This window comes from Corallococcus sp. AS-1-12, assembly GCF_020036995.1.
Classification (GTDB): domain Bacteria; phylum Myxococcota; class Myxococcia; order Myxococcales; family Myxococcaceae; genus Corallococcus.
Genome location: NZ_JAIQDD010000002.1, coordinates 541,719 through 564,012, shown reverse-complemented (window position 1 = coordinate 564,012; position 22,294 = coordinate 541,719). Strand labels below are relative to the sequence as shown.

Annotated in this window: 17 protein-coding genes and 1 pseudogene; 6 read left to right on the top strand and 12 right to left on the bottom strand. The window is 71.4% G+C overall.

Going from position 1 to position 22,294, the window contains the following annotated elements; translation table 11 throughout:
- Positions 1–36 precede the first annotated feature (36 nt).
- The 4 genes from K8556_RS04690 (at position 37) to K8556_RS04675 (ending at position 5,154) form a co-directional block, all read left to right on the top strand.
- The gene (locus tag K8556_RS04690; RefSeq protein WP_223738785.1) at positions 37–1,206 is read left to right on the top strand and encodes a porin; all 1,170 of its coding nucleotides are present in this window, start codon (positions 37–39) and stop codon (positions 1,204–1,206) included.
- A complete protein-coding gene (gene tmk, locus K8556_RS04685) occupies positions 1,206–2,888 on the top strand; it encodes a dTMP kinase (protein WP_223738784.1) in 1,683 nt (560 codons plus the stop codon). The genes K8556_RS04690 and tmk overlap by 1 nt, the downstream gene beginning before the upstream one ends.
- Positions 2,875–3,543 (top strand): DUF4956 domain-containing protein, encoded by a 669-nt coding sequence (locus K8556_RS04680; RefSeq protein WP_223738783.1) that lies wholly within the window; start codon positions 2,875–2,877, stop codon positions 3,541–3,543. Before tmk ends, K8556_RS04680 begins: the two co-directional genes overlap by 14 nt.
- A 93-nt stretch (positions 3,544–3,636) precedes the next feature.
- Positions 3,637–5,154 (top strand): Hsp70 family protein, encoded by a 1,518-nt coding sequence (locus K8556_RS04675; protein ID WP_223738782.1) that lies wholly within the window; start codon positions 3,637–3,639, stop codon positions 5,152–5,154.
- A gap of 21 nt (positions 5,155–5,175) precedes the next feature.
- Here K8556_RS04675 and K8556_RS04670 read toward each other — a convergent pair whose 3' ends face one another.
- Positions 5,176–7,893, bottom strand: a complete 2,718-nt coding sequence (locus K8556_RS04670; RefSeq protein ID WP_223738781.1) for a PAS domain-containing hybrid sensor histidine kinase/response regulator — start codon at positions 7,891–7,893, stop codon at positions 5,176–5,178.
- A 701-nt stretch (positions 7,894–8,594) separates the two neighbouring features.
- On the opposite strand from K8556_RS04670, the gene K8556_RS04665 reads away from it, so the two are divergent.
- Positions 8,595–8,993 (top strand): response regulator, encoded by a 399-nt coding sequence (locus K8556_RS04665; protein ID WP_223738780.1) that lies wholly within the window; start codon positions 8,595–8,597, stop codon positions 8,991–8,993.
- A gap of 7 nt (positions 8,994–9,000) precedes the next feature.
- On the opposite strand, the gene K8556_RS04660 is transcribed toward K8556_RS04665, so the two are convergent.
- From K8556_RS04660 to K8556_RS04630, 7 genes are all read right to left on the bottom strand, one after another.
- On the bottom strand, positions 9,001–9,675 hold the full coding sequence (locus tag K8556_RS04660; protein WP_223738779.1) for an SOS response-associated peptidase: 675 nt from the start codon (positions 9,673–9,675) through the stop codon (positions 9,001–9,003).
- Between the two features lie 56 nt (positions 9,676–9,731).
- The gene (gene dgt / locus K8556_RS04655) at positions 9,732–11,174 is read right to left on the bottom strand and encodes a dGTP triphosphohydrolase (RefSeq protein WP_223738778.1); all 1,443 of its coding nucleotides are present in this window, start codon (positions 11,172–11,174) and stop codon (positions 9,732–9,734) included.
- Between the two features lie 130 nt (positions 11,175–11,304).
- Positions 11,305–11,976: a DUF2378 family protein gene (locus K8556_RS04650; protein WP_223738777.1), complete on the bottom strand. Its 672-nt coding sequence runs from the start codon at positions 11,974–11,976 to the stop codon at positions 11,305–11,307.
- A 99-nt stretch (positions 11,977–12,075) separates the two neighbouring features.
- Entirely contained in the window at positions 12,076–13,494 is a 1,419-nt protein-coding gene (locus K8556_RS04645) for a sensor histidine kinase (RefSeq protein ID WP_223738776.1), read from the bottom strand.
- A gap of 351 nt (positions 13,495–13,845) precedes the next feature.
- Positions 13,846–15,489, bottom strand: a complete 1,644-nt coding sequence (locus K8556_RS04640; protein ID WP_223738775.1) for a GMC oxidoreductase — start codon at positions 15,487–15,489, stop codon at positions 13,846–13,848.
- Positions 15,490–15,623: 134 nt separating this feature from the next.
- Positions 15,624–16,127: a hypothetical protein gene (locus K8556_RS04635; RefSeq protein ID WP_223738774.1), complete on the bottom strand. Its 504-nt coding sequence runs from the start codon at positions 16,125–16,127 to the stop codon at positions 15,624–15,626.
- A gap of 92 nt (positions 16,128–16,219) precedes the next feature.
- Positions 16,220–16,411 (bottom strand): hypothetical protein, encoded by a 192-nt coding sequence (locus K8556_RS04630; protein WP_223738773.1) that lies wholly within the window; start codon positions 16,409–16,411, stop codon positions 16,220–16,222.
- Between the two features lie 74 nt (positions 16,412–16,485).
- Between K8556_RS04630 and K8556_RS04625 the strand changes: the two genes are divergently transcribed.
- Positions 16,486–18,876: a glycoside hydrolase family 31 protein gene (locus tag K8556_RS04625; protein ID WP_223738772.1), complete on the top strand. Its 2,391-nt coding sequence runs from the start codon at positions 16,486–16,488 to the stop codon at positions 18,874–18,876.
- A gap of 1 nt (position 18,877) precedes the next feature.
- Here K8556_RS04625 and K8556_RS04620 read toward each other — a convergent pair whose 3' ends face one another.
- From K8556_RS04620 to xth, 4 genes and pseudogenes are all read right to left on the bottom strand, one after another.
- Positions 18,878–19,573, bottom strand: a complete 696-nt coding sequence (locus K8556_RS04620; RefSeq protein WP_223738825.1) for a double-CXXCG motif protein — start codon at positions 19,571–19,573, stop codon at positions 18,878–18,880.
- Positions 19,574–19,603: 30 nt separating this feature from the next.
- Complete coding sequence (locus K8556_RS04615) at positions 19,604–20,248, bottom strand: TIGR02269 family lipoprotein (RefSeq protein ID WP_223738771.1); 645 nt, start codon at positions 20,246–20,248, stop codon at positions 19,604–19,606.
- Between the two features lie 11 nt (positions 20,249–20,259).
- Positions 20,260–21,431: pseudogene (locus K8556_RS04610) on the bottom strand (threonine synthase).
- 14 nt (positions 21,432–21,445) lie between these two features.
- Complete coding sequence (gene xth / locus K8556_RS04605; RefSeq protein WP_223738770.1) at positions 21,446–22,216, bottom strand: exodeoxyribonuclease III; 771 nt, start codon at positions 22,214–22,216, stop codon at positions 21,446–21,448.
- Between the last annotated feature and the right edge of the window lie 78 nt (positions 22,217–22,294).

Below are 22,294 nucleotides of genomic sequence, written 5' to 3'. Positions count from 1 at the left end.
GTGCCACCGAGACTCCGCCCCCCTCCTGGCCGTGCCATGCCCGCGCGCGGACTGCTGCTGACCTCCCTGCTGTTCTGCGCGTCCGCCAGCGCGGGGCAGGCCGACCCCTCCCTTCCGACGGGCACGACGCCGTCGCTCCCGGAGCCGCCTCCCGCCGCCGAGCCATTGCAGCCTCCGCCAGGCGACGACACGGGCTCGGACGTGCCACCGCCCACGGTGCGGCTCCCCGCCGGCTCCGGGGTCATCGAAGTGGGTGGCAGGCTGTCGGTGCGGGAGACGGTGGACTCGCGCCCGGACAAGGTCTGGTCCGGGCGACTGTCCTTGCCCGCGACGCGCCTGGAGGCCACCTACCGCTTCAAGAAGAAGCTCAAGGCGGTGGTCGAGTTCGACGTGCAGGACGGCCTCAAGGACGCGTACGCGTGGCTGGACCTGCCCCACGGCTTCGCCATTCGCGCGGGCCAATTCAAGGTCCCCCTGTCGCTCATCGAGCTGGAGTCGTCCCGGTCGCTGCCGCTCGTGCGCCGGGGCCTCATGCGGGACGTGCTGCGCGACGCGCTGGTGCTCACCGGCCGCAGGCCCGGCGCCCAGTTGGAGTGGAAGTGCAAGGACTGCGCGGTGGACCTGAAGCTGCGCGCGGGCGTGTGGCAGACGGGCCATGACACCGGCAAGGTGGACCTGTCCAAGGGCCTGGGCGTGGTGCCCGCCTTCCGGGGAACGCTCACGCTGGGCACCGTGGAGTTGGGCGCGTCCGCGCTCCTCCAGCCCGCGGGCTCCATCGACGGGGGCTCGCACACGGGCTGGACGGCGGGGCTGGACGTCCAGCACGAGCTGCCCGTGGGACTCGGCGCGCTGCGCACCTGGGGCGAGGTGCTGGTGGGCCGCACCGAAGTGCTCACCGGCCTGGAGGGCCCCTTCCTCACCGCGCGGGCGCTGACCGGCTGGCGCATCGGCGGCGGCGCGAGGGGCGCGCTGTTCGTGGAGCCCTTCGTGATGCTGTCCGCGTTGGACCCCGACCGCACCCTCCACCAGGACCGGGTGTGGGAGGGGGCCGCGGGCCTGAACGTGGGCCAGTTCCGCCACTGGCGCCTCCAGGCCCAGGCGGAGGTGCGCGAGGCCGGCGACGCCGTGCCCGCCGTCGTCACGGCCCTGGAGGACAACCTGGCCTCGCGCAAGGCCGTGCTGCTGCAGATGGAGGTCTCCTTCTGATGTTCATCGTGTTCGAGGGAATCGACGGGTCGGGCAAGACGACGCTGTCCAACCGCGTGGCGCGCGAGCTGCGCCGGGCCGGGCTCACCGTGCGCCACGTGCGCGAGGACGGCCGGCTGGCCTCGCCCGTGTCGGAGGGGCTGCGGCGCTTCACGCGCGACCCGCTGCACCTGGCGCTCACGCCCGTGGCGGAGCTGCTGCTGTACGCGGCGCGCGAGGCGCAGCTCCTGGAGGAGGTGACGCGGCCCGCGCTGGCGGAGCACGACGTCGTCATCGCCGACCGCTTCCTCTACACCGCCGAAGTGCTCGCCCGCTTCGGCCGGGGCCTGCCAGAGGCGGAGGTGCGGTCCGTGCTGGACACCTGCCAGCGCGGCCTGCACCCGGACCGCGTCTTCCTCATCGACGTGGACCCCGCCATCGCCCGCGCCCGCCGCCGCGCGTCCAAGCTGCTGGCGAAGGACCGCTCCACGCCATCGCGCAAGGGGCTCACCGGCGCCGGCCTCCAGTCCCGCCTGCGCGCCGGCTACCGCGCCCTGGCCGCCGCGAGCCCGGAGCGCTGGAGCATCATCGAGAACACCGACGTCCCCCTGGAGGAACAGGTGACGCGACTGGTGGAGGACGTGCTGCGCGTGCGCCGCGGTGAAGCGCCGCTCCACGCCGCGGGCCTGACGCGGCCCAAGGTCCCGGTGCGCTCGCTCGCCGAGGCGCGCGGCCGGTTCCTCGCCCGGCTGGACGGCTGGACCGTGGACGAGCCGGGCCTCGCCGCGTGGTTCCTCGCGGGCCTGGAGGGCCAGGACGTGGAGGCACGCCGCGCGCTGCTGGCCGAGCGGTGCCCGGAGTTCATCGCGCACGGGCTCTCCGGCCTCACGCATCCCGCGGCCTGGGAGTGGCGCCACCGCCTGGAGGCCGCCGCGCCCGAACAGGTGCTCGAGTCCCTCACCGACGGTGCCAGCGATGCGCCAGCGGCCTGGCACCTGCGCGAGCGGTGGGAGACCCGGGCTCCGGAGGCCGTGGCCGCGTCGCTCACCAGCCTGGACTCCGAGCGCGCCTGGCTCATGCGCGACCGGCTGTCACGCGCCGCGCCGGAGCCGGTGGTGGTGTCGCTGTCCGGACTGGACAGCCCCCGCGCCTGGGACGAGCGCTGGCGGTGGCTGTCCTCGCGCGGCGGCGACGCGGCCTTCGCGGACGAGGGCGTGGCGCGCGCGCTGTGCCGTTCGCTCCGAGGCGTGGACAGCGAGCGGGCCTGGGAGTGGCGCGAGCGCGCGATGGCCGTGGCACCGGACGCCGTGCTGCGCTCGCTGGAGGGCCTGGACAGCCCCCGCGCCTGGGCCCTGCGTGAACAGCACGCGGCGCGCGCCCCCAAGGCGGTCATCGGCTCGCTCACCGGGCTGGACGTGCCCGCCGCGTGGAGGCTGCGGGAGACGTTCGGGGTGACGTGCGAGGAGGTCCTGGACTCGCTCACCGGCATGGACGTGCCCGCCGCGTGGAAGCTGCGCACGGCGCTCGCGGACACGTGGCCCTCCGCCACCGTGAAGAGCCTGGGCCTGCTCGCGACGACGGCGCGGGGGCAGGCCCTCACGCTGGAGCTGCTGGAGCGCCATCCCCACGACTTCGCCCTCTTGCGCCAGGCGGCGCGGACGGCCTCACAGTTGGAACAGGAGCCTCGCCATGGCGTCGCTTGAGGTCTTCAACGCGGGCGCGCAGGCGTCCGTGCACGGTCTGCCGCTCCTGGAGGTGTTCGAGCGGCTGGGCTTCGCGCTGGTGCTGGGGTCGCTGCTGGCCTTCCGGCCCTGGCGCCGGTGGATGCCTCGCGCGCCGGTGATGGCGCAGGAGACCATGCACACCCAGTTGCTCATCGCCATCGCCGGGGCGGTGATGACCACCGTGATTGGCGACAGCATGTCGCGCGCCTTCGGGCTGGTGGGCCTGGGCGGCTTCATCCGCTTCCGCTCCGGCATCAAGGACTCGCGCGACGCGGCGGTGATGTTCGTGATGATCGGCGTGGGCATGGCCTGCGGCCTGGGTGCCTTCCCCATCGCGGTGTGCGCCACGCTGTTCTTCGGCGCCGTGCTGCTCGCGCTGGACTCCACCCTCCAGCGCCACCCGCAGCGGCTGAAGCTGTCCCTGGACGTGGAGGACCTGGGCGCCGCCCTGCCTCCCCTGCGCCAGTTGCACCCCGACTCGCGCGTGCTCACCCTGGAGCAGGCCACCGCCACCCCAGGTGGCACCGCCGTGGTGGAGCTGGCCGTGCCGGAGCGCACCGACACCTTCCTCCTGTTGGAGAAGCTGCGCGGCGCGCTGCCCGGCGTGCGCGCCGCCTCCATCGACCCCGAGTAGGTCCCGATTCCACATCCAGGCCCTCGTGCCCCGCCTCGACGGCGCGCGGGAGGTGCCCCGGCGCGGCGGGACGTGCGAGGATGGCGGCCTCACATGAGCACGAGCGCCGCCCCCATCCTCGGCATTGACTTCGGGACCACCAACACCGCGGCGGCCTTCTTCGACAAGGCGAACAAGCTGCGCGTGGTGCCCATCGCGGACAAGAGCCTCACCCTGCCCTCCATCGCGTGGTTCCACGCGGGGGACAAGGCCATCGTCGGCCCGGCCGCGCGGCGGCAGATCATCGACGACCCGCGCCACACCGTCTTCGGCGCCAAGCGCTTCCTGGGCCGCCGCTTCCAGTCCGAGTACGTGGCCCGCCACCGCGGCCGCTTCGCCTTCGAGCTGGTGGAGGGCCCGGACGGCTACACCGCCGTGGAGGTGTACGGGAAGGTGACGCCGCTCATCGACGTGGCGCACTTCATCCTCAAGCACCTCAACACGCTGGCCACGCACGCGGCCGGGGCCCCGTTCCAGGAGTGCGTGCTCACCGTGCCCGCGCACGCCTCCATCCGCCAGCGCGAGGCCATCCGCCGCGCCGCGGAGAAGGCGGGCCTGCGCGTGCGCGCCATCGTCAACGAGCCCACCGCCGCGGCGCTCTACTACGCCAACCTGCGCAACCCCGAGCAGACGGTGATGGTGTTCGACCTGGGCGGCGGCACCTTCGACGTCACCCTCATGTCCGTGCAGAACCGCGTGGTGAAGGTGCTGGCCACCGGCGGCGACGCGTTCCTCGGCGGCGCCAACTTCGACGAAGCCATCGTGGAAGCGCTGGTGGACGACTTCCAGAAGCAGCACGGCATCGACCTGCGCGGCAACAAGGTCGTCATGCAGCGCCTGGTGTTCGCCGCCGAGTCCGCGAAGATGGCGCTCTCCAGCGGCGCGTCCGTCCCCATCCGCATCCCCTGTATCACTCAGAAGGATGGCGCCTTCGTGGACTTCAACGTCACGCTCACGCGCGAGCGGATGGAGGCCATGGTGTTCCAGCTCATCGAGCGCACCGCCGCCGCGTGCGACGACGTGCTGGAGAAGGCGGGCCTGAAGCCGGACGCCATCGACGAGCTGGTGATGGTGGGCGGCCAGACGCGCATGCCCGCCATCCGCAGGCGCCTGTCCCACTTCAAGAAGCTGTCGTCGGATAAAGAAGTGCACCCGGAGCTGGGCGTGGCCGTGGGCGCGGCCATCCTGGGGCGCAACCTGGCGCGCGGCATCAGCGGCCTGTCGGACGTGGTGCCCATGCCCATTGGCGCCATGGTGCCCGGCGGCGGCCAGCACGAGGTGCTCCCCGCCAACACGCCCGTGCCCGGCACGCGCTCCGTGGACCTGGAGCTGCCGCCCTGGCCGGGCCCCGTGCCGGTGGCGCTCTTCGAGGCCCTGGACCGCACCACCGTGGAGCGCGAGCTGCTGGGCACCGTGCGCATCGAGCCGGACTGGCGCGTGGCGCACCCGGGCCCCACCACGCTGGAGCTGCGCATGGGGCCGGACTTCGCCCTCACCGCCAGCCTCGTCGCCAAGGACGGTCAGCGGCAGCCGCTCACCATCAGCGACCCGAACGCGCCCCAGCGGGCCTGAGGCGCTTCAGCCCGCGGCCCGTTACACCACGGTGCCCTTGAGCTGCTCCAGGAGCCGGCGGCTCTCCTCCAGCGCCTCCTGGCAGTGGGCGACGAGCGGCTCCAGCCCCTCCAGCACCCGGGCGTCCGCGCGCTGCTCGATGTCCCAGCACAGCGACTCCAGCATGGCCGCCCCGAAGTAGGCCGCGTTGGACTTGAGCGTGTGCGCGGCGCGCGCCAGGTTCTCCAGCTCACCGCGCGCGAGCGCCCCCCGCGCGTCGTCCATCAGCCGGGGCATGCTCTCCAGCGCCGTGTCCACGAGCTCCGGGAGCATCCGCTCCACCTGCCCGTCCAGCGACTGCCACAGCCGCTCCAGCGCGCTCGCGTCCAGCCCGCGGATGCGCGGGGCGCCCAGGCGCGGGGCCTCCGGGGCGCGGACGACGGGGGCTGCCCCGGGCTTTCCCGGCAGGCGCTCCCAGGCGCGGCGCAGCGCGGAGATGAGCTCCTCCACGCGGATGGGCTTGCTGAGGAAGTCGTCCATGCCCGCGTCCAGGCACTCGCGGCGGTCCGCCGTCATCGCGTTGGCCGTCATGGCGATGACCCACGGCTGCTCGCCGGCGGGCATGTCCTGGCGCAACTGGCGCGTCGTGGCCAGGCCGTCCAGCTCCGGCATCTGGACGTCCATCAGCACGACGTCGTAGCGCTTGCGCGCCAGGAGGTTCAGGCCCTCGCGGCCGTTGTTCGCGGTGTCCGCCGGGTAGCCCAGCCGCTCCAGCACCAGCAGCGCCAGCTTCTGGTTGGTGGGGTTGTCCTCCACCAGCAGGATGCGCAGCGGCATCTGCTCGCCGGGGCGCGTGTTGAACACGGAGCGCTCGCGCGTGGCGGGCGCGGGCACGACGGGCATGGGCCGGGCGGAGATGAGGTCCTGCGCCAGGCACGTCATCAGCGCGTCATGCAACTGCGACGCCTTCACCGGCCGGGGCAGCACCGCCGTGAAGAGGCCGGGGGGCTGCGCGTCGCGTTGATCGTACGAGGTGAGCAGCAGGAGGGGCAGCTCGCGCGCGTCGCGCTGCTGGCGGATGTGCGCCGCCAGCGTGGGGCCGTCCATCAGCGGCATGCGGTGGTCCAGGATGGCCAGGTCGAAGCGGGCCCCGGACTCCAGCCGGGACAGCGCCTCCGCGCCGGAGCCCACCTCCACGATGGCCATCCCCCACGCGGCCAACTGGCGGCCCAGCAGCTTGCGGTTGATGGCGTTGTCGTCCACCACCAGCACGCGCCGGCCATGCAGCTTGAGCGCGTCCGGACGCAGGGCCTCCCCGCCGCGAGGGGCCTCGCGCGCCTGGAAGGTGAAGTGGAACGTGGCGCCCTTGCCCGGCACGCCCTCGCTCTCCATCCACAACCGCCCGCCCATCGCCTCCACCAGCCGCTTGCTGATGGCCAGCCCCAGCCCCGTGCCGCCGTAGCGGCGCGACACGGACTCATCCAACTGGTTGAAGGGCTGGAAGAGGCCCGCGCGCGCGGCCTCGCTGATGCCCAGGCCGGTGTCCTGCACCGCGAAGTGCAGCTCGAAGAGGCCGCCCGGCGCGAGCGGCTGGCGCGGCGTGTCCACGGAGATGGACACCCCGCCGCGCTCGGTGAACTTCACCGCGTTGCCCACCAGGTTGAGCAGCACCTGCCGCAGGCGCGCGCCGTCGCCCACCACGCTGACGGGCGTCTCGTCCGTGACGTGGTAGCCCAGGTCCAGGGACTTCTCGCTCGCGCGCATGGCGAGCAGGTCCAGCACGGACTCCACGCACTGGCGCAGGTTGAAGGGCTGCTGCTCCAGCTCGACCCGGCCGGCTTCGATCTTGGAGAAGTCCAGCATGTCGTTGAGCAGCCCCAGCAGCGCGTCCCCGCTCTGGCGGATGGTGGACGCGAAGTCGCGCTGCTCGGGCGTGAGCGCCGTGTCCATCAGGAGCCCCGCCATGCCGATGATGGCGTTCATCGGCGTGCGGATCTCGTGGCTCACGGTGGCCAGGAACAGGCTCTTGGCCTGGTTGGCGTCCTCGGCGGACTGGCGCGCCCGCTGGAGGTCGGTGACGTCGTGGTAGATGGCGATGAAGCCCATGGACTGGCCGGCCACCGTCACCGGCATGGCGCGCAGCTCCACGTCCACCACCGTGCCGTCCTTGCGCACGCGCCTGGTGACGACGTGCACGCGGTCCTTGCGCAGCACCTCGCGCGACGTCTCCTCGGCCTGCGGACGGATGTCGTCCACGTTGGCCACCAGCTTGAGGATGTTGCGCCCCAGCGCCTCCTGCGGCGTGTACCCGAAGAGCCGCTCCGCGGCGGGGTTCCAGGACAGGACCTCGAAGGCGCGGCTGATGGTGACGATGGCCACCGGGCTGTGGCGCACCACCGCCTCGAAGAACTCCTTCTGCTGCCGGAGGATGGACTCGGCCTCCTGGGCCACGTCCAGGCCCCGCAGCAGCAGGAGCCAGCCGCCGTCCTGGGGCACCGCCCGCACCCGCACGGAGCGCACCGGGCCCACCGGGAGCTCCGTCTCCGGGGGAGCGTCTTCACCCGGCGATGAGACCTGGGGGGGCGTCCAGCCCGGCAGCACGCCGTCCACGGGCTGCCCCACCCACACGTCACGAGGGCCCAGCAGCGCCTCCGCGGCGCGGTTCACGGCCACGACCCGCAGGGTCGGGTCCAGGACGAGCACGCCGTCTCGCGTGTGCTCGAACAAGGCCGGATACGCGCTGGGTGGCAGTTCGGGCAAACTTCCCCCTCCGTTCAAGAACTGTAGGTCAGTCGAGGCGCCAGTTCCATGTCATCCACGGAAAACCGTGGAGGTGGGCAGGCGCCGGCCTCTTCCCGGGGCTCCCGGGACGGCGATTCAGGGGGTTGAAATGCCTGCCTGGCCATGCAGGGGGGCGGGATGTTTCGTCGTGTTTTCATACAGCGCGGTGAGGTCTCCCAGGGTGCTGGCGAGGACGCCCCGGGCGAGGTGTGAGCGGGCCAGGCGGCCGGGGGCCCAGGGGATCCATGCCACGGACGAGGCCAGGGAGGACATGCCAGATGCGGGGTCCTCCACCGTCACGCCCCGCGTCAGGGCGATGCACCGGTTCGCCTCCGTCGCGCAGCGGGGTCTCGAACCTCCCCTGGTACCAGGCCTCCACGCCCAGCAGGGTCGCGCCGGCCAGCACGGCGAGCCCCGTCAGGGACGCCACGGCGATGCGGCGGCGCCTGCCCGGCATGCCCCTGTCGGAGGACGTCATGGCGCGAATCCTAGGGGGCTTTTTCCGGAGCACCCAGGAACTGTCCAGGGACCGCCGCGCCACTGTTTCAGGGCGGACGGGCAGGCGGCCCCCTGCCCTCATGGCCGTGGTGGAAACCGCCGTCCCGGAATCTATGATGGGTCCTGGGCGGTGCGGCGTTCGGGCGACCTAGCTTTCCTTTGACCCCAAGGAAGAGAGCGCTGTGCCTGACGCGACGACCCCGCCCTTGATCCTCCTCATCGATGACGAGCCGGAGCTGGAAGTCACGGCCCGGTACCTCGAACTCGAAGGCTATTCCGTACTGACGGCGGCCAACGGCGAGGAGGGGCTGCTGGCGCTGGCCTCCTGCCGCAAGCCCTGCATCGTGCTGCTGGATTTGATGATGCCGGTGATGGACGGCTACGGCTTCCTGCGGCGGCTGCACGACGACGCGACGCTGTGCGGGCTCCCCGTGTTCGTGCTCACGGCCAGCTTCCAGACGGAGCGGATGGCCGGCGTCGTCGGGACGCTCCAGAAGCCCCTGCACATGGAGCTCTTCAAGGAGGCCGTGGCGCCCTACTACCCGTCTCCGGCGAAGAAGGAGGGCCCCTCCGCGGGATAGCGCCGGCTCAGGCCGCGACGCGGGCCACGCACTCCGGGCCGTCGTTGGCGGGGGAGTTCACCCCGCGCGACACCTCGTGGACGTCCAGCGGCGCCTCCGGCGCGGGGACGAGCAGCGGCAGCAGGACGGACGCCTCCTGGGGCTCCGGGCGCAGCCACACCGCCTGGCCTTCCGGCGACAGGATGACGGGCATCCGGTCGTGGATGGGCGCCATCAGCGCGTTGGGGCCGGTGGTGATGATGGTGCAGGTGCGCAGCACCTCGCCCGTGTCCGGCGCCGTCCACTCCTCCCAGAGCCCCGCCAGGGCCAGCGGCCTGCCCTCGCGGTGGTGGAAGAAGTACGGCGTCTTGGGCTTCGTGGACTGCTTCCACTCGTACCAGCCGTCCACCACCACCAGGCACCGCCTGCGCTTCAACGCCGAGCGGAAGCTGGGCTTCTCCGCCACCGTCTCACCGCGCGCGTTGATGAGCTTGTTGCCGATGGACGCGTCCTTCGCCCAGGACGGGATGAGCCCCCAGCGGAACACGTCCAGCAGCCGCGCGCCGTCGTTGGGCACCACGGGCAAAAGCTGCGTGGGACAGAGGTTGAAGCGCTCGCGCTCCAGCGTCGCGCGCGCGCCCGCGAGCTCCAGCTCGGCGACGAGCTGCGCGGGGGAGGTCCGGACGGTGACTCGGCCACACATGGGGGTGAAGCGTAGCGCCCGGCGGCCGGCGCCGCACGCTCCCCGCGCCCGAGGGCCTACGTGGGGAGCTGGATGCCGGACAGGCGCTGGTACAGCTCCACCGCGCGGCTGTCCGACAGGCCGGTGATGTAGTCCGTCACGCACAGGAGCCGCTGGTACGGCGTCAGCCGCTGGATGGCCTCGTCCCGCCGCAACGGCCGCTGCGCCGCCTCATCCGCCGCCGCGAACTCCGGGCGCTGGAAGCACTCCAGGGGCAGGAGCTGCCGCAGCTTCTTCTCCTCCGCGTTGGGGGTCTCCGCCACCACCGACAGGGCGAACATGTCCAGCAGGCCGCCCAGCGTCTTGAAGCCGGCGCTCTCAATCTGGAGCACGCGCTCGCTCCAGTAGCCGTGCTCGCGGGTGAAGTCGGTGATCTCCTCCAGCCGCGCGCGCACGTCGGGCTTGAGCGCGGTGAGCGACGTCTCCGTCCGCCCCGCCTCCAGCTCGTGCGCGTGCTCCACGAAGGCCTCCACGCACTTCGGGATGAGCTTCCCGATGGCCCGCGCCCGCGCCTGCGCCATGCGCGTCTCCAGGTGCCGGGGCGGCTTGCGGGCCGTGGGCTCCGGCAGCACCGACTCCAGCAACTGGCACGCGCGCTCCATGGGCACCAGCCCCAGCTTCGCGGAGTCCTCCAGGTCGATGACCGCGTAGCAGATGTCGTCCGCCGCCTCGACGAGGAAGGCCAGCGGGTGGCGGCTGAACACGCCGGGCTCGCGCTCGCGCAGGCCCGTGGCGCGGTACGCCTCCAGCGCCAGGTCGACGTCGTCCTGGAAGTAACCGAACTTCTTCTCCGACACGACGCCCTTCGTCTTCTGCCGCGAGCCGGGCAGCACCGACGGGCGCGGGTACTTGCTCATGGCCCCCAGCGTCGCGGCGGTGTAGCGCAGCCCGCCCCGGCGCTCGCGCGACTGGAGCCGGTTGAGGATGCGGAAGCCCTGCGCGTTGCCCTCGAAGTCGCGCAGGTCGCGCCACTCGGCCTCCGTCGCGAACGGGCTCTTCCTCCCCTCCCCCGGCGGCGAGAGCCGCTGCCCCACCCAGTGCTGGATGGCCGCCTCCCCCGAGTGTCCGAACGGCGGGTTGCCGATGTCATGCGCCAGGCACGCCGCCGCCACGATGGTGCCCAGGTGCGACGGGTCCAGCTCCACGCCCTGCGCCTTCAACCCCAGCCCGGCCTGGTGGCCCAGGGAGCGGCCCACGCAGGACGCCTCGATGCTGTGCGTGAGGCGCGTGCGCGTGTAGTCGCTCGTCGACAGGGGGAACACCTGCGTCTTGTCGTGCAGGCAGCGGAACTCGCTGGAGAAGACGATGCGGTCGTAGTCCCGCGAGTAGTCATTGCGCTCGTCGAGCTGCCGGAGCGCGGCGTCCTCCGCCTGCGCGGAGCGCGGCCCCGACCCGACGCGGGCGTCCGACAGGAGCTGGCGCCAGCGCTCCGTCCGTTCCTGACTGTCATTGCGGCTCACGCGGAGAAGACCTCCCGGTACGAGGAGAGCCCGCCATCGTGCTCCCCCGCACGGGGGGCGCAAGTTCCCGCGCCCTCCGCGGGCGCGACGCCCAGGGGGACCGGGCCCCAACTCCCGGTCCCCGCGCCCCCTACTGGAACATCCGCCAGCGGGACACCTTGGGCGCCTCCGTGGGCAGCGCGACGGGGGCCTCCCAGGAGATGTGGTACTCGGTGTCCAGCAGGCCCAGCTTGCGCCCCTGGACCCGGGGGTTGCGCGCCCCCACCATGGTGAGCACCTCGCGCAGCACGCCCTCGTGATAGGCCGGTGGCATGAAGTCGCGCCGCATGACGAACAGCGCGTCCCCCTCTCCCCTCCAGTCGACGGTGCGCTCCCCGTAGCTCACCGCCATCTGGTAGCCGGACGGCAGGTTCGTCACGAGCTTGCGCGCGTCCCCCGCGGCGAGCAGCAGGAAGGTGCGCCCCACCGCGGACTCCAGGAAGCTGCGCGTGGCCTGCATCCCCATCTGCCGCAGCGCCTCGTCGGCCCCGCCCCACCGGGGCGACAACTGCCGCGCCGCCACCTGCGCCAGCTTGAGGAAGCTGGCCACCGGGTAGTTGAAGAAGCCCACGAAGCGGCGCTCGTCGGTGACGGCCCTGCAGGCGGCGACCGCCTCCTCGCCCGCGCCGGTGCGCACCGTCTCCAGCACCCCCAGGAAGAACATCCCCCGGGCGGTGTCCAGCTCCGTCGCCGCCATGCGCCGCACCGCCCAGTCCGCCTCCACCGCCCCCGCCTCCGGGTACGGCTTCGCCTGTACCTGCATGCCTGCCTCCGTTATCGCGTGGGCCCACGCCCCACGTGCGAATCGCCAACGTGACGCTGCTCTCTTCCGGGATGCGCCGCGGCAGCAGGTGCGCATGCTTCAGAGAAGAGACGCCTCAGGGAAGAGGACGGTGAAGCGCGAGCCGTGGCCGAAGTCGCTCTCCGCCTGGATGCGCGCGCCATGTCCCTGCACCAGCCGCTTCACGATGGCGAGCCCCAGCCCGGTGCCGCGCAGCTTGGTGGTGAACATGGGCTCGAAGATGCGCTCCAGGAGCGACGCGGGGATGCCCGGCCCGTCGTCCGTCACGCGCAGGCGCCAGCCGCCGTCCCCCAGCGCGTCGGCGTGCACGCAGACCGTCCCGGAGCGCTCCGCCGGGATGGCCTCCACCGCGTTCTGGATGAGGTTGACCAGCACCTGGCGGAACTGCTCGCGGTCCAGGTGCGGCACCGGCAGCCCGTCCGGCACCTGGTTGTCCACGCGCACGCCCTCGCGGCACGGCACCACGCTGATGGCCTCCTCCACCAGCGGCTTGAGCGGACAGGGCGTGCGGCGCGGAGGCCGGCCCTTCGCGTAGTCCAGCAGGTCGGAGATGATGACCGAGCACGCCTGCAGCTCCCGGTCGATGATGTCCAGGAAGCGCGCGATGCGCGGATCCGCGGGCAGGGTCTCCGCCTTGCGCAGCCGGCGCAGGACGAACGCATGCGCGGTGCGCGCGGCCGCCAGCGGGTTGCGCAGCTCGTGGCTGACGCTGGCGGTGAGCTGCCCCAGCGACGCCAGCCGCTCCATCTGCTCCGCGTGGCCGCGGACGGCGTGCACCTCGCGCACGGCGGCGTCCAACTGGCCCGCGCGCAGCGCCAGCTCCTCCTCGATGGTGGCCTCCGCCAGGGCCTGGCGGGCGGCCCGCTCCCCCACTTCGCGCAGCGCGTCCCGGCAGGCCACCACCAGCACCACGTCGATGGCGGCCACCCAGAAGGCGTGCTCCAGGAAGCGCCACCACTCCGGATGAAGCTGGCCGTAGACGGACTCCGGCCACAGCGCGCCGCGCAGGCAGTGGTCCGCGACGATGGCCAGGCTGGCGGTGAAGAGCACCTTCGGGTCGCGGTAGAAAGACAGCACCGCCAGCGAGCCGAAGATGTGGAAGTGCGTCTCGATGCGGCCCCCCGTCAGGTGGATGAGCAGCGCGGACCAGAGCATCTGGCTCACCGCCACCACGTGGCGCGTCGCCGTGTGTCCCGCGTGCAGCCGCGTGAGCATCACCGGGAACACGCTCAGCGCCGCGCCCAGCAGCACCGCCGTCTGCACGTGCAGGTGCACCGCGCGCACCTTGCCCTCCCACCCATAGGGAGACACGAACACCGCCACCAGCACCGCCGCCGCCCACTGCCCCAACATCAACCAGGTGAACAGGCCATCCACCCGCTTGCGCGACTCGCGCAACTGCAACGCCAGCAGCGCCGCCGCCCGGCCTTCCAGGCCAGCGGAGACATGCACCGGAGCATGAATGGAAAAGGCAGACATGAACGGAGTCATCTCTTCACCCGACCGGACTGGTGGCGAAAGCGACTAATCCTGCAAAATAGGAACTACACGGAACTCTTCAGCCCAGCCATGCTGCCTGGGGGCACCTGGAGTGCCCGTGCTTCAACACTGCCGGCTCCCACCCACGCCGACGGTGTGGGACGCCGCCCGGGTGGCGGCATCCCTTTCATTCGCAGCCAACAATGACAAGCAGGCCATCCCCGCGTCCACCGAACACGCGGGAATCAGGACCGCGGTACGAGTCCCGCGCTCACGTCTGATCACTGGCGCCCGCCCAGGAGTCCCAGGGGGGCGCAGGGGGCATCCGCGTACACGGCCCCTGGGGGCGTGTCATGAGATGGCGGCGTGGGCGCGCGGGGGGGCTTCGAGCGTGGCGTCCTCGTCGCCCCGGGGCAGCTCCCGGGCGGCGGGGATGAAGGTCATGGCGCGCTCGGCGAGCGCGGTGATGGTGAGCGAGGGATTGACGCCCGGGTTGGCGGAGATGGCCGCGCCATCCACCACGTACAGCCCCTCATAGCCATACAAGCGGTGGCGCGCATCGATGGCGCCTGTCTTTGGGGAGTCCCCCATGCACGCGCCGCCCAGGATGTGCGCGGTGGTCGGGATGCCCATGAGCGTTTCGCTGACCATGGTCATGGGGAAGCCGTCCAGCTTGTCGGCCACGCGCTTCGCCAGGTCGAAGGCCTCCGGCATGTTCGCGGTGGGCGCGGGGCCCTCCTGCAGGCCGGTGGTGAGGCCGGAGCGGAAGCCGGTGGTGAGCGCCCGGCCGCGGCGCATGCGCAGGTGGCCCTCCATGGTGCGCATGTACAGGAGGATCATCGTGCGGCGCGCGAAGTCCGGGACGAACCAGGCCTGGAGGAAGCGCAGGGGGCGGCGCGCGAGCAGCCCCACCAGCCGGGCCACGCGCGTCCACGCGGTGGCGCCGGGGACGTGGGGGGCCATGAGCAGGCGGAAGAAGCCGGAGCCCTCCGGGTAGCGCACGGGCTCCAGGTGCGAGTGCTCGTCGGTGTGGAGGATGGACCCGATGGCGATGCCCCGGGACAGGTCGCGGTCCTTCTGCTTCCTGCCGCTGACGATGCCGATGAGCGCCTCGGAGTTGGTGCGCACGCCGTCGCCCACGCGCTCGGAGAGGTTCGGCAGGCCGTTGGGCGCGTCCTTGAGCTTGAGCAGCAGGTCCAGGGTGCCCAGCACGCCGCCCGCGAAGATGACGTGCTTCGCGGTGAAGCGGCGCGTCTTCTTGAAGAGGCCGGTGCCCTGCTTCGCCGTCACCTCGTAGCCACCGCCCTCCGGCAGGGGGCGCACCCACGTCACCTCGGTGTCCGCGTGGAGGGCGAGGCCCTTCTTCTCCGCGAAGTAGAGGTAGTTCTTGTCCAGCGTGTTCTTGGCGTTGTTGCGGCAGCCCAGCATGCAGCCACCGCACGCGTTGCAGCCGGTGCGGTCCGGGCCCTCGCCGCCGAAGTAGGGGTCCTTCACGGTGACGCCGGGCTCGCCGAAGTAGACGGCCACGGTGGTGGGCTGGAAGTCGGTGCGGCCCAGGTCCTGGCCCACGTCCTTGAGCACCTGGTCGGGGAAGGTGTTGAGCGGGTTGACGGTGGCGCCCAGCATCCGGCGCGCGGTCGCGTAGTGCGGCGCGAGCTCCTCCTTCCACGGCGCCAGGTGGCCCCAGGAGGCGGCGTCGAAGAAGTCGTCCCGTGGGATGGGCAGCGTGTTGGCGTAGACGAGCGAGCCGCCGCCCACGCCGACGCCGGACAGCACGGTGACGTGGCGGAAGAAGGTCATCTTGAAGAGGCCCCGCCACCCGAGCTGGGGCATCCACAGCCAGCGCTTCAGGTTCCAGTTGGACTTGGGGAAGTCCTGGCCCTGGAGGCGCCGGCCCTTCTCCAGCATCACCACGCGGTAGCCCTTCTCGACGAGCCGCAACGCGCTGACGCTGCCGCCGAATCCCGAGCCGATGATGAGCCAGTCGCAGTCCATGACGTCCTCCCCGTCTCCCGGAGCGTGAGCGTTCCCCACACCCAGGAGGTCCGCACTCTATGCCACGAGCGCGAGCCGTCCTGGTGGGACCTGTCGCACGCCCCCGGAATGAAGGGAGGACCGGGCGGCGCGGGCTAGCGCTTCGAGGCCTGCTTCCTCGCCCGGCGTGCGGCGGGCGTGTTGGCGACGAACTGGCGTCCCGCCCGGGAGCCCGCGCGCTTGCGCCGCTCCGTGGCCTTCTTCTGCGCCGGGCTCAGGTGGGCCCAGGCCTCCTTCGGAAGATAGCGCGCGGTGGTGCGGCCGTGGCGGGCGCGGGTGCGGCCGTCCTGGGTCTGCCACTTCTCCTTCGTCCAGGAGGACAGGTGGCGCTGCGCGGTGCCGCGGGAGCCCCGGTAGCCGCCGCCGGCCTTCTTGTACTCCGCGGCGAGGAGCTGGGCCTTGCGCGCGCTCCACTGGCCGGCGCGGCCTCCCTTGTCGCTCTTCATGATGCGCTTCTTGAGGCGCTCGCGCAGGGCGGGGTTCGTATAGCGGCTGCTCGCGCTGGCGGACGCGTGGGGCTTTCGCGCGGCGCGCTTCGCGGGCGTGGCGGCGGCGTGCTTGCGCCGGGGAGCGGCGTGGGTCTTGCGACGGCTGGCCATGAAGGCTCCTTTGCTGGGGACAAAGGTACGGATGGCTGGCGGGGAATGGCCCGCGCCGCTCCGCTGCCTGCTCGGCGCTGGAGACCGGGGCGCTACGCCGGGGTGGCGCCGGGCTCGCGCGGACGGAACAGCGAGCACGCGCGCACGGGCTGGGGCGCGTACTTCTGGGGCAGGAGCGGGCACATGATGAACGTGGAGGTCCGCGTCTGGACGTAGCGGGGCGGCGCGGCGCAGCGGTGGCAGAGGCTGCCCGGGAACGGCAGCGGATCAGGGGGCGGCGTCATGACAGTGGACAGCATCGCACGGGCCGGGAAGGAAAGGCGGGTGCGGGCCGCGCGCGCTCCCTAGATTGCGGGCCATGCACGTCGCTGACGCCCACGTCGAATCCCACCGGCTGCGCCTGTCCGGCCGGCACGCCGTCCTGGAGGTGTCGTGTCCGCTGCCCGGGGTGCTGCGGCTGAGGCACGCGCCGGTGTCGTCGGAGACAGGCTTCCTCCATCCCGAGCTGCCCGGCAAGCGGTCCTGGTCCGTCATCGCCGAAGGGAGCCACCCCGTGAAGGTCGAGCGCGACGGCGAGCTCGCGCGGGTGACGGCGGAGGGCGTGTCCCTGGAGGTGGATGTGGAGTCGGGGACGTGGCGCTTCCGGGACGCGCGGGGGCGGGAGCTGGCGCGCTGCGTGGAGGTGTCCGGCGAGGTGCAGGCCGCGTATCCGATGAGCCGGCACCGCGCGCGGCTGAAGCTGCGGGCGCCGGAGGGCGAGCGCTACCTGGGGTTCGGAGAGAAGGTGGGGCCGCTGGACAAGCGCGGCATGCACTTCACGTTCTGGAACACGGACGTGGTGCCGCACCACCCGGACACGGATCCGCTCTACCAGTCCATCCCGTTCTTCGTGGGCCTGCGCGACGGCGTGGCGTGGGGGTTCTTCCTGGACGAGTCCTGGCGCTCGGAGGTGGACGTGGCGCTCGCGGACGCGTCGCGGGTGGCGTGGGAGTCGTGGGGGCCGGAGCTGGACTGCTACCTCTTCGCGGGGCCCCTGCCCGCGGACGTGGTGCGCGGGTACGCGGCGCTGACGGGGCGGCCTCCCCTGCCCCCGCTGTGGAGCCTGGGCGCGCAGCAGAGCCGCTGGGGCTACGAGAACGCGCAGGACATCCGGGGCGTCATCCAGGGCTACCGGCAGCGGGACCTGCCGCTGGACTGCGTGTACCTCGATATCGATTACATGGATGGGTACAAGGTCTGGACCTGGGACCGGGCGCGCTACCCGGACCCGGCCGGCCTGGTGCGCGAGGCGGCGGCGCAGGGCGTGCGGCTGGTGCCCATCATCGACCCGGCCTTGAAGCTGGAGCCGGGCTGGAGCGTGTACGAGGAAGCGAAGGCGCGCGACCACCTGGTGCGCTACGACCGGGGCGACGTGCTGGTGGGCGAGGTGTGGCCCAAGCCCGCGGTGTTCCCGGACCTGACGCGGCCGGAGGTGCAGCGCTGGTGGGGCGGCCTGCATCGCGACTTCGTGGCGCTGGGCATGGCGGGGTTCTGGAACGACATGAACGAGCCGTCGTGCTTCGGGGTGCAGCCGGACGTGGGCATCCTCACGCTGACGAGCGAGCGCGCGGAAGGCATCGGCACGGTGGAGGGCAAGACGCTGCCGTACGACGCGCGCCACGGGGAGAAGCGGCACCTGGAGGTGCACAACGTCTACGCGCTGGGCATGGCGAAGGGCGCGTTCGAGGGCCTGCGCGAGCTGCGGCCGGAGGCCCGGCCCTTCCTGCTGACGCGTGCGGGGTTCGCGGGCATCCAGCGTTACTCGGCGGTGTGGACGGGGGACAACTCCAGCCACTGGACGCAGTTGGAGACGTCCCTGCCCATGTTGATGGGCCTGGGCCTGGCGGCGGTGGCGCACACGGGGGTGGACATCCCGGGCTTCATCGGCCGGGCGAACGGCGAGCTGCTGGTGCGCTGGATGCAGACGGGCACCTTCTACCCGCTGATGCGCAACCACGCGGGCAAGGGAACGTCGCCGCAGGAGCCGTGGCGCTTCGGAGAGCCGTACCTGACGCTGGCACGGGCGGCGCTGGAGCGGAGGTACCGGCTCCTGCCCACGCTGTACACGCTGATGCACGAGGCGTCGGAGACGGGGCTCGCGCCGCTGCGGCCGCTGTTGATGGAGGCGCCCGGCGACGCGGAGGCGGCGGGCGCGTTTGATCAGTTCCTGTTCGGAAGGGACCTGCTGGTGGCGCCGGTGGTGCGGCCCGGCCAGACGAAGCGGCTGGCGTACCTGCCCGCGGGTGCGTGGTTGGAGTGGCCGGGGTTGGAGCGGACGGGAGAGGTGCGCGAGGGAGGCCGGCACGTCATCGCGGACGGGCCGCTGGACACGGTGCCGGTGTGGCTGCGCGCGGGAGGCGCGGTGGCGCTGACACGGCCCGCGATGCACACCACGGACGCGAACTGGAAGCACCTGGAGTGGCACGTGCACGCGGCGCCGGAGATATATGGCCGGCTCTACGAGGACGCGGGAGACGGCTACGGCGAGTCACGGCTCACGGAGCTGCGCGGCGGAGTGACCGCGGGGGCGCTGCGACTGGAGCGGAGCGAGCTGGGGACACTCGCTCGGGCGCGGGTGGAGGAGACGATCCGGGTGTATGGGTTGACGTCCGTGCGGCACGTGACGGGTGCCCTGGCACACCGTTTCGAGAACGGTGTGCTGGAGCTCCAGGTCGCCGCGGATTGGACGCGGCTGAACGTGGCGCCGTAGGTCAGAGGACGGGGATCTCCTTGAACACGACGCCTTCGAATTCAAGGCGGTTCACGGCGTCCACGAAGCGCTCCGTGGCGATGATGATGGTCGTGTAGTCACGGAGGCGAAACAGATCCAGATCGCCGGTCAGGGTTTGCCCGTCGAGGATGGGCGCGTCTGGATAACTGCCGCCCTGACGCCCACACCGTTCGCAGGCGCGTTCCCGCCCGCCTGGGAAACAGTTGTCGTGCACGCGGCCCCGGCAATGGATCTCGACCTCCCGCAAATCCACTTCAGTCTTACCCCTGAATCGCAGGTCCATCTTGCTGACGCGAAGAGCGATGCCCGCATCACGAAGGCGGTCCACGGTCTCGCTCCGCATCACAAGGGTCCACGGGTCATACAGATCGAGCGCACTCCACTTGCCGGAGGCCTTGCCGATGAGGGGCCCGAACTCGGCCCCTGGCAGCAATGGCGCCTCGAAGGGAACCTGGAGCCGGACCAACTCACGCAGCCGCTCGTACTCCTCCAGCGGAACCTGCCTTGCTTCCGCGAGTTCCTCACGATGGGCCCAGCCAGAGAGATCCACGGAGGGATAGGCCTCTCCCAGTCCACCAGGGCTGGATCCGCACACAGGGCACAATCCTCCCGGCAATCCCCATCGGTGCGTTCCATTGATGAATCCGGTGAAGCGCGGCCCTTCCGCCGCATTCACTTCAAAGAACCTCACGGTTCCTCCAGGCAATTATCGAAGCTGGTAGTAGGAAACGATGGGACCCATGATGTTGAAGTCAACAATCATCCGAGCCAGTTGATCCTGGATCTCCTTCGGAGTCGCATTCGTGTTCTTTCGAGCGAAGTCGCGCCACGCCTGATTCCAGGGCCCGCCCCGTCCTCCCGGACCATGGATTCGTACGTGCTCCGCACGAGGAATGACCATCGTGAAGTCATGCACGTTGATTCTTCCCTGCTGCCAGAAGAACTCGGCGAGACGTTCCTCTTGGGGGTAGAGGTGATGCTTCACCCATCCCGAGCCAGAGGGCTTCCTGCCATCGGGAGGCGGAGAAGGCGCGGGATGGTTGTACCAGCGGATGACGAAGATGGCTTCACGGTCACCCGGAAGCGACTGAGCGCTGCCCCAGTTGCGCCGGGGACCTGAACCGGGTGCTGCTGACGACACGGGAGGCCGGATGCCTCCCCGTGCCAGCAACACACCGGTGTCCTCGCAGCGATAGAGGCCGCAGAGGTCGTCGGCACAGACCAGCGCCACGCACCGGTCGTGCCCCTCGCAGGCGCCGTGCTCCGCCGCGCTCCAGTCCTCCAGCGCCGGCAGGGGCGCGGATGCGCAGCCCACCAGCAGCAGGGAAACGACGAGCGCGAAGACCTTCATCCATCGGGCGCTCACCACAGTGGCGCCATGTTCTCCACGTACTTGAAGCCCGTACCCGTGTTGAACACGACCACCGTCTCCTCCGGCTTCACGTCCCCGGCGGCCTGGAGCTTCTTGAGCGCCGCCACGCACGCGCCGCCCTCCGGCGCCATGAACAGGCCTTCCGCCGCGGCGGCGTCCTTCGTGCCCTGGACGATCTCCGCCTCCGTCACCGACACCGCCGTGCCGTGGCTGTCCTTCACCGCGCGAAGGATGAGGAAGTCACCCAGCGCCTTGGGCACCCGCAGGCCGTGCGCGTGCGTCGTCGCGCCCTGCCACATGGGCGCGTCCGGCTTGCCTTCCGCGTGCGCCTTCACGATGGGCGCGCAGCCCTCCGCCTGCACCGCCACCATCCGGGGCCGCTTCGAATCAATCAGCCCCATCGCCTCCATCTCCTCGAAGGCCTTCCACATCCCGATGAGCCCCGTGCCCCACCCGTCGGGTACAGGATGACGTCCGGCAGCGTCCACCCGAGCTGCTCCGCCAGCTCGTAGCCCATCGTCTTCTTGCCCTCGACCCGGTAGGGCTCCTTCAGCGTGGCGCACTCGTACCAGCCATGCTCCTTCGCCAGCCCCGCGCACACCCGGCCCGCGTCGGAGATGAGCCCGTCCACCGTCTCCACGTGCGCGCCGTACGCCCGCGTCTCCATCAGGAACAGCGACGCGATGTCCTTCGGCACGAAGACGTGCGCCTCCATCCCGCCTCGCGCCGCGTACGCCGCCAGCGCGCTGCCCGCGTTCCCTGCGGAGGGCAGGCACACCGCCTTCGCGCCCAGCACCTTCGCCATGCACACCGCGGCGGACAGGCCTCGCGCCTTGAAGGAGCCCGTCGGGTTGCCGCTCTCGTCCTTCACCCACACCCGCTGCAAGCCCAGCCATGACCCCAGCCGGGGCGCGGGCAGCAGCGGCGTGAAGCCCTCTCCCAACGTCAGGCGCTGTGCCGGCGCCTCCACCGGCAGCACCTCGTGGTAGCGCCACATGGAGCGCTCACGTTCGGGCAGCGCTTCCTTGCGCAACGTCTTCGCCGCGCGCTCCAGGTCGTAGCGCGCGAACAGCGGCGCCTGACACGCCGTGCACAGGTTCCACACCTTGCCCGGCGCATACGTCTGGTCGCACTTCGTGCATTCAAGTCGGAGGACGGACATGCCTCCGACTCTACTCAGTCCTTCAACTCCAGCCACACCGGCGCGTGGTCCGATGGCTGCTGTCCCTTGCGCTCCTCGCGGTCCACGTCACACGCCGTGAGCCTTGGCACCAGCGGCGCCGTGAGGAACAGGTGGTCGATCCGCACGCCCTTGTTCTTGGGGAACATCAGCATCCGGTAGTCCCACCAGGAGAACTTCTGCACGTCCGGGTGCAGCCTGCGGAACGCGTCCGTCAAACCAAAGGCACACACCTGCTGGAGCGCGTCGCGCTCGCGCAACGTGAAGAGCGTCTGCCCTTCCCACTGCGCCACGTCGTACACGTCGATGGGGTCCGGCGCGATGTTCCAGTCCCCGCCCATCACCACCAGGTCGTCCGGCTTGTGGCGCGTGTCCAGGTAGTTCCGCAGCCGCCGGTACCACTCCAGCTTGTACACGTACGCCGGCGAGTCCACCTGCTGCCCGTTGGGCGCGTACGCGCTCACCACCCGGAGGCCGTTCACCGTCGCGGAGATGAAGCGCGCGTGCGTGTCATCCACCCCGTCCGACAGGCCCCGGATGACGTCCGTGGGCTCCGTCTTCGCCAGGATGGCCACGCCGTTGTACGTCTTCTGCCCGTGCACCGCGGCGAAGTAGCCCGCCTCCTTCACCGCGTCGAAGGGGAAGTCCGCGTCGGTGCACTTGAGCTCCTGCAGGCACAGCACGTCTGGCTGGGCGCTCTTCAGCCAGTTGACCAACCGCTGCTGCCGGGCCCTCACCGAGTTCACGTTCCAGGTCGCGATTCGCATGCGGCGCGGACCGTCGCACGCGGCCCACGCCCCTGCCACGCTTTTCCCCTCGCGCCTGTGGCCCCAGGGACACACCCG

Excerpts from the sequence above, each read along its gene's own strand:
- K8556_RS04690 (WP_223738785.1), top strand. The coding sequence starts at position 37 with ATGCCCGCGCGCGGACTGCTGCTGACCTCCCTGCTGTTCTGCGCGTCC.
- tmk (WP_223738784.1), top strand. The coding sequence starts at position 1,206 with ATGTTCATCGTGTTCGAGGGAATCGACGGGTCGGGCAAGACGACGCTG.
- K8556_RS04680 (WP_223738783.1), top strand. The coding sequence starts at position 2,875 with ATGGCGTCGCTTGAGGTCTTCAACGCGGGCGCGCAGGCGTCCGTGCAC.
- K8556_RS04675 (WP_223738782.1), top strand. The coding sequence starts at position 3,637 with ATGAGCACGAGCGCCGCCCCCATCCTCGGCATTGACTTCGGGACCACC.
- K8556_RS04660 (WP_223738779.1), bottom strand. The coding sequence starts at position 9,675 with ATGTGTGGCCGAGTCACCGTCCGGACCTCCCCCGCGCAGCTCGTCGCC.
- K8556_RS04650 (WP_223738777.1), bottom strand. The coding sequence starts at position 11,976 with ATGCAGGTACAGGCGAAGCCGTACCCGGAGGCGGGGGCGGTGGAGGCG.
- K8556_RS04645 (WP_223738776.1), bottom strand. The coding sequence starts at position 13,494 with ATGTCTGCCTTTTCCATTCATGCTCCGGTGCATGTCTCCGCTGGCCTG.
- K8556_RS04640 (WP_223738775.1), bottom strand. The coding sequence starts at position 15,489 with ATGGACTGCGACTGGCTCATCATCGGCTCGGGATTCGGCGGCAGCGTC.
- K8556_RS04635 (WP_223738774.1), bottom strand. The coding sequence starts at position 16,127 with ATGGCCAGCCGTCGCAAGACCCACGCCGCTCCCCGGCGCAAGCACGCC.
- K8556_RS04630 (WP_223738773.1), bottom strand. The coding sequence starts at position 16,411 with ATGACGCCGCCCCCTGATCCGCTGCCGTTCCCGGGCAGCCTCTGCCAC.
- K8556_RS04625 (WP_223738772.1), top strand. The coding sequence starts at position 16,486 with ATGCACGTCGCTGACGCCCACGTCGAATCCCACCGGCTGCGCCTGTCC.
- K8556_RS04615 (WP_223738771.1), bottom strand. The coding sequence starts at position 20,248 with ATGAAGGTCTTCGCGCTCGTCGTTTCCCTGCTGCTGGTGGGCTGCGCA.
- xth (WP_223738770.1), bottom strand. The coding sequence starts at position 22,216 with ATGCGAATCGCGACCTGGAACGTGAACTCGGTGAGGGCCCGGCAGCAG.